We start from the raw sequence: 17073 nt of genomic DNA on the forward strand, positions 1-17073 counted from the left end.
CCCGCCGCCGGGCCGTACCCCACCCGCCGGCTGCCGTGCGCACGCCGGTGCCGCGCGCTCTGGCATGGTGCACGTCATGGCAGCGCCCATACCCGCCCGGACGGACGATCCGGCCGCCGCACCCGGGTGGGCGTCCCCGGGCCACCCGGATCGGGGGACGACAGCCCTGCTGCTGGTCGGCTGGGGCGGTGTCGCGGTGGGCATCGGCGCCGGTGACGGGCGGGGGCCGTGGCAGCTGGTGTTCGTGCTCGTCGGCTGGTTCGCCGTCCTGCTGGCCGCGGGCCCCGCCGAGCGGGCGCGGCGGTGGGCCGGGCGCTGGCACACCGCCGTGTGGACGGGGGTGGCCGGGCTGCTCGCGGCCGGGGTGGCGCTGCGGCCCCGCTACTACGCGGCCGGACGGTGGGCGGACCTCTCCGATGTGCTCGGGGTGGCCGCCGGGCTGCTCACCGCCGGGGCGGTCCTGGTGTGGGCCCGCCCGCCAGCGCCGGACGGCCGCTGGTGGGCGGCCCACCGACTCGCATCCCCGGCCTGCTTCTGGCTGGTGACCGGCCTGGTCGTGGCCGCCGGCGTCGCGATGATCCTGGCGGCGCCGCAGCCCCGGATCGATGTCTTCCATCTGCTGCAGGTCTCCGCCGGCGGCCTGTTCGACGGCCACGACATGTACCGACAGCAGTGGGCGCCCAGCCGCGCCGAGTATCCGGTGTACGGGCTGTTCGACGTCTACCCCTACCTGCCCGGCACGACACTGCTGCTCGCGCCGTTCCATCTGCTGTTCGGGGACGTCCGCTACGGCCTGCTGGCCGCGCTGGTGCTCGCCGCCGTCACGGTCCGCCGGATCGCCGGCGTGACCGCCCCCGGCTGGCAGGCGCGGCGGGACGCGGGCACACCGGGTGGCGGGGCCAGCCCGTGGGCCGGGACCACGGATTCGGATTCGGATCCCGACGTCCCGGATCCCGCTGTCCCGGCGGCGCTGCCGCTGATGGTGCTCGTCATCCCCGGCGCCATGTACGCGCTGCAGCAGTCCTGGACCGAACCGCTGCTCATCGCCTGTCTGGCCGGGATGGTGTGGGCGGTGCGCGCGGGCCGGCCGGGCTGGGCGGTCGTCACGTTCGCCCTGGCCCTGGCCAGCAAGCAGCATCTGGCGCTGCTGCTGCCGGTCGCGGCGATGTGGCCGGCGTTCGGGCCCCGGCGGGTGCTTGTGGCGGCCGGCGCCGCGGCGACGCTGGTCGCCCCCTGGGTGCTGGCCGGGCCGGCGGACTTCTGGGCGGACGCGGTGACGACCAACCTGGGCTACCCCGTCCGGGGTGACTCGCTGTCCGTCCCCGGCGTGCTGGTCCACGCCGGGATCACGACCGGGTTCGCCCCGATGCCGCTCGCGCTGGCCGGCGCCTACCTGCTGGCCTGGCGGGTGCGCGCGGACGCGGCCGGGTTCTGCCTGGGCGCCGCCGTGGTGCTGCTGACCCTCGACGTCATGAACAAGCAGTCGTACTTCAACCACTACACGCTGCCGATGGCGCTGCTGGTGATGACGGTGAGCTGCCGGCGGCCGGGCCGCCAGCGGCGGCGGCGGCCGGCCGGTCAGCGCAGGGTGGAGAACCGTTCCAGCGAGGCGCCCTCGTAGACCATGCGACGGTCGACCTGGAAGGTACGGTCTCGCAGGGCGGCCAGCTGGTCGGAGACGACCGCGCAGGCCCCCTCCAGGGTCTTGTAGCCGTCCGCCCGGACCAGGAACACCGCGTGGCCCGGCCCGGCCATCGTGTTCACCCGGGCGGCGAAGTCCGCGCCGGAGGCCCGTCGCATCCGTTCCGCGTAGTCGACCCAGTCGACCAGCGCCGGCCCGCTGGTGTCGGCGTAGACGATCTGCCGGACGTCGAGGTCGCCACGGCGCTCGATGGCCCGGTACACCGCCGGGCCCAGCTGGTCGGGGCAGTAGGCGACCACGTCACCCGGCCGGGCCAGCGCCGCGATCCGGCTCGCGATCTCCCCGGCCTGGGTGCGTTCCTGCCGGGCCATGTGCCAGCCGCCGAACAGCCCGGTCACGCAGACGATGACCAGGAGCGTGGCCCGCGCCCGGCCGGGCAGCAGGCCGATGCCGAGCGCGGCGAGCAGCAGGAAGGCCGGCAGCGAGATCCCGGTGTAACGCTCCGTGTACGCACTGCCGCCGGTGGTGTTGACCAGGTAGGCGAGGGCGAGCGGGATGAGCCACACCGCGACCAGGTAGCGGCCGGGCACCCGCCCGGTCGGGACGATGTGCAGCCCGTCGTCCTGCGGGCGCCCGGTCAGGCCGAGCAGGGCCGCGGCGAGCAGGACCACCCCGAGCAGCGCGCCGGTCGAGGTCGGGCCCGCCCAGTCGAACACCGTGTCCAGCAGCACCTGCGCCTGCACCCGGGCCGCCCACGGCGTGCCCGTGTGCAGCATCTGGGACAGGAAGGACGGCATCCACGGCGCGAACAGCACCGCCGAGGCGAGCATCGCCGCCAGGGCCGACAGCGCGGGACGGCGGTAGCTCACCCGGCGCAGCGCCTGCACCGCGAGGAAGACCGCGACCGTGGTGAGCAGCAGGAACGTCCAGTAGTGGGTGTAGACCAGCGCCGAGGTGGCCACGGTGAGCACCACCAGTCGGCGGCGGGTCGGCCGCTCCAGCGCCCGCACCAGGGCCAGCCCGAACAGCAGGACCAGCAGGACGACCAGCGAGTACATCCTGGTCTCGCTGCCGTAGCGGATCGCGTAGGGCGAACAGGCGAACAGCAGCAGGGCGGCAAGGCCCGTGCGGCGCGGGGTGTCGGCGTCACCGCTGCCGAACATCGCCGCCGCCCGACCGACCCGGCGGCCGGCGATCCAGGCGACCGGCAGGGTGATCAGCGACAGGATGCCCGACAGCGCGCGGACGGCGACGTCGCCCGTCCCGAACATCGAGATCCACACGTGCAGCGACAGGTAGTACAGCGGGGGTGAGCCGTCCCGCCGCAGCGCGTCGAGCAGTCCGCCGACCGGCCTGCGGGCGATCTCCACCGTCAGCGACTCGTCCAGCCACAGATGGCTCGGGGTCGCGAAGCGGGCGATGACCCCGATCACGATCGCGGCGATGGTGCCGACGACCAGCAGCCGGCGCAGCCAGCGCTCCCCGTGCGCCGCCCAGTCGCGTGCGGTCGGCGGCCGCTCGGCCTCGCCGGGACCGGCCGCCGGCGGGACGCGCGTCGCCTCCGGAAGGGACGCCACCGCCGCCTGCGCCGCCGGTACCACCACCGGTGCCGTGCTCGACGCCACCGCCGTTTCCGTCACCGCCGCCGGCGGCGGGGCCGGGGCCGGCATGACCGACACCGCTGTCAGCGCGAGGGGCACCGGCGCGGGTGGATCCGCCACCGGGCTCCCGGAAAAATCGGCTCTCACCAGCGAGACGGTACTCACAGTGCCGGCCTGCCGATCGTCGGTGTCGGCCGGTTGATCGGCCGCGGCCCGCACGGGGGTGGGGGAAAGTTCGGATGGGCTCATGCTTCGGCCTGCCGTCCCTCCTCGTCGGCCGCCTCAGGCTGGACCTCCTGGGCGAGCAGGGCCGGCAGCAGGGTGGCGCGCTGCCGACCGCCGGAGCGGTGCACCGCGGCCCGCAGCGCCGGGCCGTTGACGGACACCACCGACAGATGCCGCCGCGCCCGGGTCAACGCGGTGTAGATCAGCGGACGGGTCAGCATCCGGCCCGCCTCCGGCGGGAACACGGCCACCACCGCCGGCCACTCGCTGCCCTGGGCCCGGTGGACCGTGACCGCCCAGCCGTGCCGCAGGTCCCCGACGATCCCGCCCGGGACCTCCACCGCCCCGCCGGGAAACGCCACCGTGAGCGCGCCCTTGTCACCGACCGCGGTCACCACGCCGATCTCGCCGTTGGCGAACCCGTCGTCGAGATGGTTCGCGGTGGCCACCACCCGGTCCCCGACGTCGAACCCGCCGCCCGCCCGGGTACCGGGGTTGAGCGCCTGCTTGAGCGCGGCGTTGAGCGCCTGCGTCCCCGCGGGGCCGCCGTGGACGGGGGTCACCACCTGGATGTCCGCGACCGGGATGCCCAGCGCCCGTGGGATGGAGTCGGTGACCAGTTGGACGACCCGGTGTGCCGCCTCGCCCGCGCCGCGGGTGGGCACCACCACCACCTCGCGGTCCGGCCCGGACGGGGGTGGGGGCAGCTCACCGGCGCGCACGGCCGTCGCCAGCGTCGCGATCCCCCCGCCCTCGGACTGCCGGTAGAGGCGCTGCAGCTCGGTCACGGGCACCACCCCGGCCGCCAGCAGGTCCGCCAGCACCCGGCCCGGGCCGATGCTGGGCAGCTGCGCGGGGTCCCCGACGAGCAGCAGATGGGTGCCGTCCGCGCAGGCGTCGACGAGGGCCGCGGCGAGCTCGGCGTCGAGCATGGACACCTCGTCGACCACGACCAGGTCCGCCTCGACCGGGTTGTCGGCGTCGCGCGCGAAGGTCCCGGAGGTGCCCTGCGCCTGCAGCAGCCGGTGCAGCGTGCTCGCCGGCCACTCGCACAGCTCCTCCAGCCGTTTGGCGGCCCGGCCGGTCGGCGCCGCCAGGGCCACCTGCGCGCCGGCGGCGCGGGCGAGCCGCACGACCGCGGCGACCGTCCGGCTCTTGCCCGTCCCCGGCCCGCCGGTGAGCAGGCTCACGCCGGCGTCGAGGGCGGTGCGGGCGGCGCGCAGCTGGGTCTCGTCCAGGCCGGCCAGGACCGCGGCAAGGTTCTCGTCGTCCTCGTCGTTCTCGTCCGCCCCCTCGGGCCCGTCCGCGTCCGCTGCCGGGGCCGCTTCCCCGGCAGCGGCGTCCGTGGGGCCGCCTGGCTCCTCGCCGTCCTTGCCCTCCTCAAGATCGAGAGCGTCGATGTCGTCCAGGGCGTCGAACATGCCAGGAAGATCATCGTCGGCGGCGGCCGGTCGACGTGCCGGTGTCGCGCCCGTTGGGGTCGCCGTGGTCGGCCGGGGGCGGACGGATCCGGGGCGCAGCGGCTCGGCGAGGGCCAGCAGCCGCGCGACCCCCTCGGCCAGGGCCTGCTCGGCCGTGGCGTACCGCTCGAGCGCGGCCAGCTCACCGGTGATGACCACCTGACCGTCCTCGACGGCGCTGCCCAGCGCCGCCACCGGGTCCCCGACCCCGTCGCGGGCGGCGGCCTGCAGCAGTGGGCCCACCTCCGCCGCCGTGTCCCCGACGCGGGACGCGGCCCGGCGCAGCAGGTACGTGACCACCGCGGGGCCACGGCGGTCGTCGTCGCGGCGCGCACCCATGGCCCGGGCCAACCGGTCGGCCTGGGTGAGCTCCGCCTCGCCCGCGGCGAGCAACGCCCACGGATCGGCGCGCAGGGCGTCGGCCACCCCCGGCCCGAGTTCGTCGACCAGCCGGCGGACCAGGCGGACCGGCAGATCGGCCAGGATCAGCAACTCGGCCGCGGCATAGGCGCCCCCGGCGGCGGAGAAGGACTCCACCAGCCGCCGGGCCCGTGCGGGAGGGACACCGGGGACGGTCGCCAGCCGGGTCGCGTCCACGTCGGACGGGGCGCGGATCCCGGCGTCGGGCAGGCGGGCCGCGGTCGTCCGGCCGAGACCCGGCCACAGCCCGGCGGCGCAGAAGGCCGTGAACAGCACTGCCGGGTCGACGGCCGTGCCGTTCGCCGGGCCGTCCGCTGGCACCCCGGCGCTGGCCAGGCTGGGTAGCGCGTCGGTGGAGATGGTCTCGGCCGGCATGCCGGCAGTCTAGAGCGGCCGACGGACCGGCCGTTGCGCGCCGAATCCCGACGTGCCACCAATAGTTACTGACAGTGACGTCCGATGCTGGATCTCTCCTGCCTGTCCTGTCTCCTGCCTGGCCGTCTTCTTCCCGTCCTTCCCGTCCTTCCCGTCCTTCCCGTTCTTCCCGCTTCCCATCCTTTTCTTCCCGCCGGCCGTCCCGGTGTCCCTGCCGGCCGTGTCGGCGTCGGCGTGGCGGCCGACGGATGACCGATGCGGGAGCGACGGGGGATCCACGGACGATCAGCGGAACGACGGCCCCTGCCCCCGGGGGAACCTCGGGCGAAGACCCGCGGGCAGGTGCCGCTAAGGTCGTTGCGACCCGTCGGGCTCCGCCACGACAGATCCGGGCAGCCGGGCGTGTGGCGTCGGGGCAGCTACCCTGAGCAGGTCTCGCGGTGGCGGCTCGTATTCCGATCATCGACACCGGCCCTGTCGTGCCGATCGCGGTGACGGCAACCATGCCCAGTGTTGATCATGTAGTGCCGTATGCAGAGCCACACACAGAGGAGACCGGGAGTGAACGCCCTGGAAGCAGTCGTGCTGGGCACCGTGCAGGGGCTGACGGAGTTCCTGCCGATCTCCAGTACGGCTCACCTGCGGATCGTCCCGGCGTTCTTCGACTGGGAGGATCCCGGCGCGGCGTTCACCGCGGTCACCCAGCTCGGGACCATGGCCGCGGTCCTCATCTACTTCCGCGGGGATCTGAGCCGGATCGCGCTGGCGTGGGCGCGAGGGCTGCGGGACCCGGAGATCCGCCGTACGCTCGACTCCCGCCTCGGCTGGTACATCGGGCTGGGCACGATCCCGATCGGGCTGGTGGGCTTCGCCTTCCAGCACCAGATCGAAACGGGTGCCCGCAACCTGTGGGTGATCGGCACGGCGCTGATCCTGCTGGGTCTGGCGCTGCTGTACGCCGAGCGGAAGGCCACGCTCAAACGCGACGTCGACGACATCGGGCCGCGGGACGCGGCCATCATCGGGTGCGCCCAGGCGTGCGCGCTCATCCCGGGGGTGTCCCGATCGGGGTCGACGATGACCGCCGGGCTGCTGGTCGGGCTCACCCGGGAGGCGGCCGCGCGCTACTCCTTCCTGCTGTCGATCCCCGCCGTGGTGCTCTCCGGCCTGCTGGAGCTCCGCAAGATCGGTGCGGACGGCGGCGCCGGTACCGGGGCCACGGTGATCGCGACCATCCTCGCCTTCGCCGTCGGGTACGCCTCCATAGCCGGTCTGTTGAAGTTCCTCGTTCGCCACAGCACGATGGTGTTCGTCGCATACCGGGTGGCGCTGGGTAGCCTGGTACTCCTTCTGGTCGCTTCCGGAGTGGTCGCGGCCACGCCATGACGGCGATCATCCCGGGAACCAGGTCCCGGGGGCAGGTTCCGGGAACTCGTCCCGGCAACACAGCGTCTCGCGGGTGGGCATCGTGCAGATCGTCATGCAGGCCGCGGCAAAGATCGCGGTAGGGATCGTCGTGCGGGGCACCGTCGGGCAGCCGCGGTGACCACCGTTCTGCTCGTACGCCACGGGCTGACCGCGGTGACCGGCTCCATCCTGCTCGGCTGGACGCCGGGTGTCGGCCTCGACGACAGAGGCCGGGCGCAGGCCGGCGCGCTGGCCGGGCGGCTGGCGTCCGTCCCGCTCACCGCCGTCGTCTCCAGCCCGCTGCAACGCTGCCGGGAAACCGCCGAGGCGATCGTCACGCGGCAGCGGGCGGCCGCCGCGGGCCAGGGCGAAGGCGCACAGGACGGTCAGGACGGTGACGCCAGCCGGGCCGGGCCGGGCACCGGTACCAGCGCCGAGGGAGGCTCTGGCCCGCGGGAGCGGGACGCCGTCACGCTCGACGACCGGCTGGGGGAGTGCCACTACGGCGACTGGACCGGCCAGGAGACGAAGGTGCTGACCGCCGACCCGCTGTGGCGGACCGTCCAGGACCATCCCAGCGCGGTGGTCTTCCCCGGCCCCGGCGGCGAGGCGCTGCGTGACACCCAGCACCGGGCCGTCACCGCGGTGCGGGACTGGAACGCCCGGCTGGGGCCGGCGGCGGTCTGGCTGGCCTGCTCCCACGGCGACGTCATCAAGGCGATCGTCGCGGACGCCATGGGCATCCACCTCGACCTGTTCCAGCGGATACTGATCGACCCCTGCTCGCTGACCATCATCCGCTACACGGAACGGCGGCCGTTCGTGATCCGGGTGAACGACCGGGGTGGTTCCGTCGCCGACCTGCTGCCAGCGCCGTGGACGTTCCCCGCCGACGAGGGCGACGCGGTCGTCGGCGGCGGGGCGTAGGCCGAACCATAAGCAGGGTGGGCCACACGGTGGGACGGGCGCGTGCCCGGCCGTCCAGACTGGGTGGCGTGAGCGAGCCCGCTTCCAACGTCACCCCGCCTGGACGGCCGGGGCCAGCGCCCGATCCGGCCGACACCGGAGGCCTCGACGCGTCCGATGCCCTCACACTGCTGCGGGACGGCGAGATCACCGTCACCGGACGCCTGCTCGAGGCCAGCAACACCACCCTGTACTGCGAGATCAGCCTGGACGGGGTCGACGGCCGGTGTATCTACAAGCCGGTGCGCGGCGAACGCGCGCTGTGGGACTTCCCCGACGGGACGCTGGCCGGCCGTGAACGCGCGGCCTACCTGGTCTCCGAGGCGATCGGGACGGGGATCGTGCCGCCCACGGCGCTGCGGGGCGGCCCGTTCGGGACGGGCATGGTCCAGCTGTGGATCGACGTCGACGAGACCGTCGACCTGATCGCTCTCACCCGCTCCGATGATCCCCGGCTACGGACGATCGCCCTGTTCGACGCTGTGATCAACAATGCCGACCGTAAGGGAGGGCATCTGCTGCCCGCCCCGTCCGGCCGCGTCTACGGCGTCGACCACGGGGTGACCTTTCACGTCGAGAACAAACTGCGGACAGTGCTGTGGACGTGGCGGGGACAGCGCCTGCGCACGGACGAGGTCGAACTGCTCAGCTGCCTGCGAGAGGCTCTCGGCGGCCCGCTCGCGGCGGCGCTCGCGGACCTTCTCAGCAACGCGGAAATCAACGGATTGCGGGCCCGAGTGGGTCGTCTGCTGACCGAACGCCGTTTTCCGATGCCGTCCGGTGACTGGCCGGCAATCCCCTGGCCGCCCTTCTGACCAACTGACCAACTAGACCAACCGGCCGGCCAGCGCGGACCCACGGATCCCACGAAGCGACTGCGCGTTCCGCGCGTCCGGCTACGCTGACTGTATGCAATCCTGGCCGGCTCCCTCCCGCTCCCGGCTGCCTGGCCGGGGATTACCCCTCCGGGTTTCCGACACGGCCACCCGCGCCGTGCGCCCACTCGCCGCGGGGCAGACAGTCCGAATGTACGTCTGCGGGATCACCCCGTATGATGCCACGCATCTTGGGCATGCATTCACCTATCTCACCTACGACTTGGCGTACCGGGTTCTGCTGGATGCCGGGCATGACGTCGTCTACGTCCAGAACGTCACCGACGTCGACGACCCGCTGTTCGAGCGGGCCCGGCGGGACAGCCTGGACTGGCGGGAGATTGCCCGCAGTCAGACCGAACTGTTCCGCGCCGACATGACCGCGCTGCGCATCCTTCCGCCCGCGGTGTACGCCGGGGCGGTCGAGTCGATTCCCCTCGTCATCGAACTGATCGAGCAGTTGCGCGACCGTGGCGCGGCCTATCCGGTGGAACAGGACATCTATTTCCCGATCGGCGCGGCTCCCCGCTTCGGCGAGGTCTCCCACCTCAGCCATGCCGAAATGGTCACCCGGGCCGCGGGCAACGGTGGTGATCCGCGGCGCGCGGGCAAGGATGATCCGCTCGATCCGCTGCTGTGGCGGGCGGAACGCGCCGGGGAACCCTCATGGCCTTCCCCGTTCGGGCCGGGCCGGCCGGGCTGGCACATCGAATGCGCCGCTATCGCCCTGGCGCATCTCGGGGACAGCATCGATATTCAGGGCGGCGGCACCGACCTGGTGTTTCCTCACCACGAGTGCGGCGTCGCCCACGCCGAGGTGGCCAGTGGGGTGTGGCCGTTCGCCCGCACCTATGTGCACACCGCCATGGTTTCGCTCGGTGGGCACAAGATGTCGAAGTCGCGGGGGAACCTGGAGTTCGTCTCCCGGCTGCTGCGCGGCGGTGTCCAGCCGGCGGCGATCCGACTTGCCCTGCTCGACCACCGGCACACCGTGGGGTGGGAGTGGACGCCGGGCGCTATCGACACCGCCCGTGACCGGCTGGCCCGCTGGCAGGCGGCAACCGCCGGTGCGAGTGCCCCCGACGCCCGGCCACTGCTCGACGACGTCCGCCGGCACCTCGCGGACGATCTCGACGCTCCGGGTGCGCTCGCCGCGGTCGACCGTTGGGCGGCCACGGCGCTGACCGTGGGCGGGCAGGACCCTGAGGCTCCCGAACTGGCGCGTGCCATCATCGACTCGCTACTCGGGGTGGACCTTGACCCGGTTGTACCTTGACCGGTTGTACCTTGACCCTGTCGTGCCTGGAGGATGTTCACGTTGATGGGCGCCCACTACCAGCGGGCAGACGCTGGAACCTACGGCGAACGGCCGGCATTCGGCGAGGTGGCGCGGGGCTACGACCCCCAGCAGGTCGAGGAGTACCTGGACACGCTGTGGCGGTACGCGGGCCAGGTGACGGCCCGGGCGGCCGCGGCCGAGGCGGCGCTGGAGAGCGAACGCCTCCGTCGGGACGCCGAGTCCCAACTGCCCGACACGTCCGCGGCGCAGGCGGGTGGACGGATCGGCATCATGCTGGCCATCGCGCAGCAGGAGGCCGACGAGATCGTCGCGGGTGCCCGCGGCATCGCGGAACGGGCCCTTCAGGAGGTCGTCGAGGACTCCGCCGCCAACCATCCCATCGTGCGCAGGGCACGTGAGCAGGCGGACAAGCTGCTCTTCGACGCGGTCGAGCAGTCCCGGCTTCAGGCCCGGCAGCGGCACGCCGACGTCGAGACGCAGATCGCGCGGCTGTCCGGCAACCTGGAGACGTTGCGCCACCAGCAGGGCGAGGTGCTCGGCGCGCTGCTGCGACTGCGCAGCCTGGTCAACAACGAGGAGATCGACCGGGCGGTCACGGAGCTGGCCCGGGCCGGGGCCGCGTCCGCCGCTGCGGGCACAAGCGATCCCGCGGGCGCCGAGGAGCGTGAACGGACCGCGGCGTACCGTCCGGACGCGACTACATCCGCGCAGACGGTGATAGACTCGGAACAGAAAGTCACTGTCGCGAGCACTGATACAAGCACCGATACAAACGCTGCTACGAGCTTTGCGGATACGAGCTTTTTCGCCCGGACGGCGAAGGCGGCCGGTGGCTCCTCGCGTTACCGTGACGACGAGGACATCATCGACGCCGAGGTCGTCGAGGAGTAGCCGCTGAGGAACGGCGGCCGTCGGGCGGTGGAGTGCCATGACGGGCGACGGGGAGGCCCTGTGTCGCATATCACATTCGAACAGGATGTTCGAAGATCAGATCAGGGATTGGGTGACTACCGCCCGCGACGGCGCAGGTACCGTTCAAATTCGCGGGCGATCGCGTCCCCACTGGCCTCCGGCAACTCGGTCTCCGGCTCCCTCGACTCGAGCGCACGGACGTACTCGGCGACCTCGGTGTCACCGGCGGCAAGCTCGTCCACCTGGCGTTCCCAGGCCCGGGCCCGCTCGGGCAGGTCATCGAGGGGGATCTCGATGTCGAGCAGGTCCTCGACCCGGCGCAGCAGCGCCAGCGTCGCCTTCGGACAGGGCGGGTTCGCCACATAGTGAGGGACCGCGGCCCAGAAGGACACCGACGCCAGCCCGGCGCGGGTGCACGCGTCCGCGAAAACCCCGACGATACCGGTCGGACCCTCGTACTTCGACGCGTCCAGCCGGAAACGGGCGGCGGTGCCGGCATCCCCGGCGGTGCCGTTGATCGGCACCGGGCGGGTGTGCGGCGAGTCCGCGAGCAGCGCGCCGAGACTGACCACCGTCTCGCCGCCCAGGGCGTGCACGGCCTCGATCAGCTCGTCGGTGAAGCTGCGCCAGCGCATGTTCGGCTCAAGACCACGGATGAGGATCAGGTCGCTGTCGCCGCTGGTCGGACTCGCCACCGACAGCCGGGTCGTCGGCCAGGCGATCTTACGGGCATCACCTGCCCCGCTCACCGTCGGCCGGTTCACCTGGAAGTCGTAGTAGTCGTCCGGATCGATGGCGCCGACGACTCTCGCGTCGAACGTCGACTCCAGATGCTCGACGGCCGCGGACGACGCGTCCGCGGCATCGTTCCAGCCTTCGAAGGCAGCCACTACGATCGGCGATCGTAGCTGACCGACATCGGAGAACTCGATCACCTGCCACCTCCTGCCGCCCCCTGGCGGTTCACTGCCCCTGTGACAGTGCAACGGTACGTCCTACGTTCGTGCGTGCCGGCGGATCCCTGTGACCCACTGTCGGAGAAATGCCGCGAAACCGCCCCGGCCCGTCCCACCCCACCGTCCGGCTGACGAAAATATTGCCGGCCGGTAGGCCCGTAAGCAGGGCGAACCCCGTGCTGGGCGCACGCTGCGACCGTGGGCGGCGGTGATGCTACCGGTACGCTTCGGACGTGCGAGGAGATCTGCTGTCCGTCCTGGCCGAGCGCGTCGTGGTGGCCGACGGCGCCATGGGAACGATGCTGCAGGCCGCCAGCCTGACACTCGACGACTTCGACGGGCACGAAGGCTGTAACGAGATCCTGAACGTGACGCGTCCAGACGTGGTACGAGCTGTCCACGACGCCTACTTCGCTGTCGGGTGTGACGCAGTCGAGACAAACACGTTCGGGGCTAACCTCGCCAATCTTGGAGAGTACGGCATCGCCGACCGTATCGGGGAACTGGCCGAAGCGGGCGCCCGGATAGCCCGGGAGGCTGCCGACTTCTGGAGCCGGCCCGGCCAGCCCCGCTTCGTCCTCGGTTCGGTGGGCCCCGGCACCAAGCTACCCAGCCTCGGCCACATCACCTACCGGCCGCTGCGGGACGCCTACCAGCGGCAGGCCGCCGGCCTGCTCGCCGGCGGCGTCGACGCCATCCTGGTCGAGACCGCCCAGGACCTCCTGCAGGCCAAGGCCGCGATCATCGGGGCACGCCGCGCGATGGCCGAGGCCGGCCGGCGGGTGGCCCTGATCGCGCAGGTCACCGTGGAGCTGACCGGCACGATGCTGCTCGGCTCGGAGACCGGCGCGGCGCTCACCGCGCTGGAACCGCTCGGTATCGACCTGATCGGCCTGAACTGCGCCACCGGCCCGGCCGAGATGAGCGAGCACCTGCGCTACCTGTCCCAGCAGGCCCGGGTCGGGCTGTCGGTCATGCCGAACGCCGGCCTGCCCGAGCTGGGCAGGGACGGCGCCACCTACCCGCTGACCCCGGCGGAGCTCGCCGACGCCCAGGACGCCTTCACCCGCGACTACGGCGCGGCGCTCGTCGGCGGCTGCTGCGGCACCACCCCCGAGCACCTGCGCCAGGTCGTGGAGCGGGTCGCCGGCCGGGGCGTGCGCACCCGCCGCCCCGCCACCTGGGCGGGTTCCCCGACGGCGGCCGGGACGGGTTCCCCCGCTGTCGAGGCCGGGCAACCGGCCGCCGCGGCCTCGCTCTACCAGTCCGTGCCGTTCCGGCAGGACACCTCGGTCCTGATGGTCGGGGAACGCACCAACACCAATGGGTCCAGGGCGTTTCGCGACGCGCTGATCGACGGCCGCTGGGACGACGTCGTCGAGATCGCCCGGGCCGCCACCCGCGAGGGCGCCCACATGATCGACGTGTGCGTGGACTACGTCGGCCGGGACGGCACAGTCGACATGCGCGAGGTCGCCAGCCGCTACGCGACCGCCTCCACCCTGCCGGTCATGCTCGACTCCACCGAACCGCCGGTCATCGAGGCCGGCCTGGAGTGCCTCGGCGGACGCTCCGTGGTCAACTCGGTCAACTTCGAGGACGGCGACGGGCCGGACTCCCGGATCGCCCGGGTGATGCCCGCCGTCGTCGAGCACGGCGCCGCCGTCGTGGTGATGTGCATCGACGAGGAGGGCCAGGCCCGCACCGTCGAACGCAAGGTACAGATCGCCGAACGGACGATCGACTATCTCGTCGACCGGTGGGGGATGCGCACGGCCGACATCTTCGTCGACACGCTCACCTTCACCCTCGGCACCGGCCAGGAGGAGTCCCGCGGCGACGGGGTGGCCACCATCGAGGCCATCCGCGAGCTCAAACGCCGGCGTCCCGACGTCCAGACCATCCTGGGGCTGTCCAACATCTCCTTCGGGCTCAAGCCCGCCGCCCGGGTGGTGCTCAACTCGGTGTTCCTGGCCGAGTGCGTCGCCGCCGGGCTGGACGCGGCCATCGTCCACGCGTCCAGGATCCTGCCGACCGCGCGCATCCCGGACGAGCAGCGGGAGGTCGCCCTCGACCTCGTCCACGACCGCCGCCGCGACGGCTACGACCCGCTGACCCGCTTCCTGGAGCTGTTCTCCGAGGTGGACGGCAGCGGCGCCGGGCCGACCCGGGCGCAGGAGCTGGCCGCCCTGCCGCTGGACGAACGCCTCAAACGGCGGATCATCGACGGGGAACGCACCGGTCTGGAGGCCGACCTCGACGAGGCGATGCGCTCCCGCGACCCGCTGGCGATCATCAACGACACGCTGCTGGACGGCATGAAGGTCGTCGGCGACCTGTTCGGCTCGGGGCAGATGCAGCTGCCGTTCGTGCTGCAGTCCGCCGAGGTGATGAAGGCCGCCGTCGCCTACCTCGAACCGCACATGGAGCGCACCGACAGTCGCGGCAAGGGCACCCTGGTGCTCGCCACGGTCAAGGGCGACGTCCACGACATCGGCAAGAACCTCGTCGACATCATCCTGTCCAACAACGGCTACACCGTCGTCAACCTCGGGATCAAACAGCCGATCGGCGCGATCCTGGCCGCGGCGTCCGAGCACGACGCCGACGCGATCGGCATGTCCGGGCTGCTGGTCAAGTCGACCGTGGTCATGAAGGAGAACCTCGCGGAGATGAACACCCGCGGGGTGGCCGCCACCTGGCCGGTGCTGCTCGGCGGCGCCGCGCTCACCCGCGCCTACGTCGAGGGGGACCTCGCCGAGCTCTACCAGGGCGACGTCCGCTACGCCCGGGACGCCTTCGAGGGGCTCGCGCTGATGGACGCGGTCATGGCCGCCAAGCGCGGGCAGGCGCCGCCGCTGGCCGACGACCCGCGCGCCGCGGAGCGCCGCGCCCGCCGGGCACGCACCGAGCGGATCAGGGCCGCGCGGGCCGAGAAACGCGGCGAGCAGCCCCCCACCGAAGCGCCGCCGCGCTCGGACGTGGCCACCGACAACCCGGTGCCCACCCCGCCGTTCTGGGGGGACCGGATCGTCAAGGGCATCCCGCTGGCCGACTACGCGTCCTACCTGGACGAACGGGCGACCTTCCTCGGCCAGTGGGGGCTGCGTGGCGCCCGCGGCGGCGAGGGGCCGTCCTACGAGGAGCTGGTGGAGACCGAGGGGCGGCCGCGGCTGCGGATGTGGCTCGACCGCATCGCCTCCGAGCGGATGCTGGAGGCGGCCGTCGTCTACGGCTACTTCCCCTGCGTGAGCAAGGGTGAGGATCTGATCGTCCTGTCCGGGGACGGCGCGGAGCGGGCCCGGTTCACCTTCCCGCGCCAGCGCCGGGACCGCCGGCTGTGCCTGGCCGACTTCTACCGGTCGGAGGAGTCCGGCCAGGTCGACGTCGTCCCGTTCATGATTGTCACGATGGGTCGGCGGATCAGTGAGGTCACCGCGGAGCTGTTCGCCGCCAACTCCTACCGGGAGTACCTGGAGCTGCACGGACTGTCCGTGCAGCTCACCGAGGCGCTCACCGAATACTGGCACAAGCGGATCCGCGCCGAACTGCTCCTGCCGGACGGCACCCCCACCGGCGCCGCCGACGCCGACGAGCTGGCCGCCGTCTTCCGCCAGGGCTACCGCGGCTCCCGCTACTCCTTCGGCTACCCCGCCTGCCCCGACCTTGAGCAGCAGGTCGGGGCGTTCGAGCTGCTGACCCCCGGCCGGGTCGGTGTGGAGCTCTCCGAGGAGTTCCAGCTCGTCCCCGAACAGTCCACCTCGGCGATCATCGCCCACCACCCCGAGGCCAAGTACTTCGCCACCTGACCCTCGCGCCGCCGGCTGCCCGACGTCCTGGCCGACGCGGCGATGACCGGCCCGCCGGCCGCTGTCGACGACGGGCCGGGATGACGGTGCCCGTCCCGCGCCATTCACGATCAGGCCGCCTGCGTCGCGTGAGGCCTCACCCGCCGGTGCGGGACGTCCACGTCCGCCGGGTGATGGCGTAGACGGCGTCGCCGCGGAAGGTGCGGTGTGCGTCGGTCAGGCCGAGCTTGGCGGCAACCCGGATCGACGCGGCGTTGTCCGGGTGGATCCGGGAGATGACCTCGTCGGCCCCTACACGGGTGAAGGCGAACTCGAGTGCCGCCGCTCCGGCTTCGGTGGCCAGCCCCTGCCCCCACCGGTCCCGGCGGATCGTCCAGGCGGCTTCGATGCCGGGCCAGCCCTCCGGCCGGTACAGCCCGGCACGGCCGACGAACTCGCCGCTCGACCGGTCTTCCGCGGCCCACATGCCGAACCCGCACAGATGCCAGTGGCCGGTCAGGGCCGCTTCCATGTCCCGGACCGCTTCCCGGTCGCGGGGGCTGCCGGTGTACCGGGACATGTCCGGATGAGCCGCCATCGCGGTGTACGGGCCGACGTCTTCCGGTTGCCAGCAGCGCAGGATCAGCCGGTCGGTGATGACTGTGGGAATGGTGACGGCCGCCGGCTGGCCGAACCGCAGGGTCATACGCCGACGGTCAGCATCAGCCGCGGCGCCTCGGCCGCGAGCCGTTCCCGGAAGTCCGCCACCGGGGGCAGCCCGCGGTGGTCGGTGAACAGGCCGGAGAGGTCCCGGGCTCGCTGCACGACCGTACGGGTCGGGAACGCGGCAACGACGTCCAGCGCGCGCATCGCGACCGCCGCGGCTTCCTCCGGCTCCGGACGCGGACGCGCCAGCAGCGCGACGGACAGCGCCACGAGGGTGTTGCCGTAGTCCTCCGGGTAGCCGCCGCCGTGCGCGTCCAGGATGGCGATGGACTGCCGGGCGTGCGTCTCGGCGCGTTCCCCGTCGCCGAGCCGTCCGGCGACGACCGCGGTGAACCCGGCGACGGCTTCGGCGTCGAACGGGGGTTCACCGAACATCGGCGCCGAGTCGAACAGGCTGTTGGCCATCGCTGTGAGTGTGGT

General features: G+C 72.7%; 12 protein-coding genes. 7 read left to right on the forward strand and 5 right to left on the reverse strand.

The features are described from left to right. Window positions 1-76: 76 nt before the first annotated feature. A complete protein-coding gene (locus tag FSYMDG_RS11140) occupies window positions 77-1621 on the forward strand; it encodes a glycosyltransferase 87 family protein (RefSeq protein ID WP_131772479.1) in 1545 nt (514 codons plus the stop codon). Here FSYMDG_RS11140 and FSYMDG_RS11145 read toward each other — a convergent pair. Together FSYMDG_RS11145 and FSYMDG_RS11150 are read right to left on the reverse strand one after the other, a co-directional pair. Next, entirely contained in the window at window positions 1579-3492 is a 1914-nt protein-coding gene (locus FSYMDG_RS11145) for a glycosyltransferase family 39 protein (protein ID WP_013873599.1), read from the reverse strand. The genes FSYMDG_RS11140 and FSYMDG_RS11145 overlap by 43 nt on opposite strands. Beyond that, window positions 3489-5723, reverse strand: coding sequence for an AAA family ATPase (locus tag FSYMDG_RS11150; protein WP_013873600.1), 2235 nt, complete (start codon window positions 5721-5723; stop codon window positions 3489-3491). Before FSYMDG_RS11150 ends, FSYMDG_RS11145 begins: the two co-directional genes overlap by 4 nt. 531 nt (window positions 5724-6254) lie before the next feature. On the opposite strand from FSYMDG_RS11150, the gene FSYMDG_RS11155 reads away from it, so the two are divergent. The 5 genes from FSYMDG_RS11155 (at window position 6255) to FSYMDG_RS11175 (ending at window position 11162) form a co-directional block, all read left to right on the forward strand. Further along, window positions 6255-7109 (forward strand): undecaprenyl-diphosphate phosphatase, encoded by an 855-nt coding sequence (locus FSYMDG_RS11155; RefSeq protein ID WP_050803478.1) that lies wholly within the window; start codon window positions 6255-6257, stop codon window positions 7107-7109. 156 nt (window positions 7110-7265) lie between these two features. Next, window positions 7266-8057, forward strand: a complete 792-nt coding sequence (locus FSYMDG_RS11160; RefSeq protein ID WP_013873602.1) for a histidine phosphatase family protein — start codon at window positions 7266-7268, stop codon at window positions 8055-8057. Window positions 8058-8125: 68 nt separating this feature from the next. Further along, on the forward strand, window positions 8126-8911 hold the full coding sequence (locus FSYMDG_RS11165) for an SCO1664 family protein (RefSeq protein WP_043603479.1): 786 nt from the start codon (window positions 8126-8128) through the stop codon (window positions 8909-8911). A 94-nt stretch (window positions 8912-9005) separates the two neighbouring features. Beyond that, window positions 9006-10247, forward strand: a complete 1242-nt coding sequence (gene mshC / locus FSYMDG_RS11170; RefSeq protein ID WP_013873604.1) for a cysteine--1-D-myo-inosityl 2-amino-2-deoxy-alpha-D-glucopyranoside ligase — start codon at window positions 9006-9008, stop codon at window positions 10245-10247. Window positions 10248-10292: 45 nt separating this feature from the next. Then, a complete protein-coding gene (locus FSYMDG_RS11175; protein ID WP_013873605.1) occupies window positions 10293-11162 on the forward strand; it encodes a hypothetical protein in 870 nt (289 codons plus the stop codon). A gap of 116 nt (window positions 11163-11278) precedes the next feature. On the opposite strand, the gene FSYMDG_RS11180 is transcribed toward FSYMDG_RS11175, so the two are convergent. Next, window positions 11279-12118 (reverse strand): PAC2 family protein, encoded by an 840-nt coding sequence (locus FSYMDG_RS11180; RefSeq protein ID WP_013873606.1) that lies wholly within the window; start codon window positions 12116-12118, stop codon window positions 11279-11281. 311 nt (window positions 12119-12429) lie between these two features. Here FSYMDG_RS11180 and metH point away from each other — a divergent pair, with 311 nt between their 5' ends. Then, window positions 12430-15948, forward strand: coding sequence for a methionine synthase (gene metH / locus FSYMDG_RS11185; RefSeq protein ID WP_431307083.1), 3519 nt, complete (start codon window positions 12430-12432; stop codon window positions 15946-15948). 136 nt (window positions 15949-16084) lie between these two features. Here the strand turns inward: metH and FSYMDG_RS11190 are convergent, their stop codons facing one another. Further along, window positions 16085-16633 (reverse strand): GNAT family N-acetyltransferase, encoded by a 549-nt coding sequence (locus FSYMDG_RS11190; RefSeq protein WP_013873608.1) that lies wholly within the window; start codon window positions 16631-16633, stop codon window positions 16085-16087. Beyond that, window positions 16630-17058 carry a hypothetical protein gene (locus FSYMDG_RS11195; protein WP_013873609.1) on the reverse strand — a complete coding sequence of 143 codons (429 nt, stop codon included), beginning with the start codon at window positions 17056-17058 and terminating at the stop codon, window positions 16630-16632. Before FSYMDG_RS11195 ends, FSYMDG_RS11190 begins: the two co-directional genes overlap by 4 nt. Between the last annotated feature and the right edge of the window lie 15 nt (window positions 17059-17073).

It is taken from the genome of Candidatus Protofrankia datiscae, assembly GCF_000177615.2.
Taxonomy (GTDB): domain Bacteria; phylum Actinomycetota; class Actinomycetes; order Frankiales; family Frankiaceae; genus Protofrankia; species Protofrankia coriariae.

Excerpts from the sequence above, each read along its gene's own strand:
- metH (WP_431307083.1), top strand. The coding sequence starts at position 12,430 with ATGGGAACGATGCTGCAGGCCGCCAGCCTGACACTCGACGACTTCGAC.
- FSYMDG_RS11150 (WP_013873600.1), bottom strand. The coding sequence starts at position 5,723 with ATGCCGGCCGAGACCATCTCCACCGACGCGCTACCCAGCCTGGCCAGC.
- FSYMDG_RS11175 (WP_013873605.1), top strand. The coding sequence starts at position 10,293 with ATGGGCGCCCACTACCAGCGGGCAGACGCTGGAACCTACGGCGAACGG.
- FSYMDG_RS11195 (WP_013873609.1), bottom strand. The coding sequence starts at position 17,058 with ATGGCCAACAGCCTGTTCGACTCGGCGCCGATGTTCGGTGAACCCCCG.
- FSYMDG_RS11155 (WP_050803478.1), top strand. The coding sequence starts at position 6,255 with ATGCAGAGCCACACACAGAGGAGACCGGGAGTGAACGCCCTGGAAGCA.
- FSYMDG_RS11190 (WP_013873608.1), bottom strand. The coding sequence starts at position 16,633 with ATGACCCTGCGGTTCGGCCAGCCGGCGGCCGTCACCATTCCCACAGTC.
- mshC (WP_013873604.1), top strand. The coding sequence starts at position 9,006 with ATGCAATCCTGGCCGGCTCCCTCCCGCTCCCGGCTGCCTGGCCGGGGA.
- FSYMDG_RS11140 (WP_131772479.1), top strand. The coding sequence starts at position 77 with ATGGCAGCGCCCATACCCGCCCGGACGGACGATCCGGCCGCCGCACCC.
- FSYMDG_RS11145 (WP_013873599.1), bottom strand. The coding sequence starts at position 3,492 with ATGAGCCCATCCGAACTTTCCCCCACCCCCGTGCGGGCCGCGGCCGAT.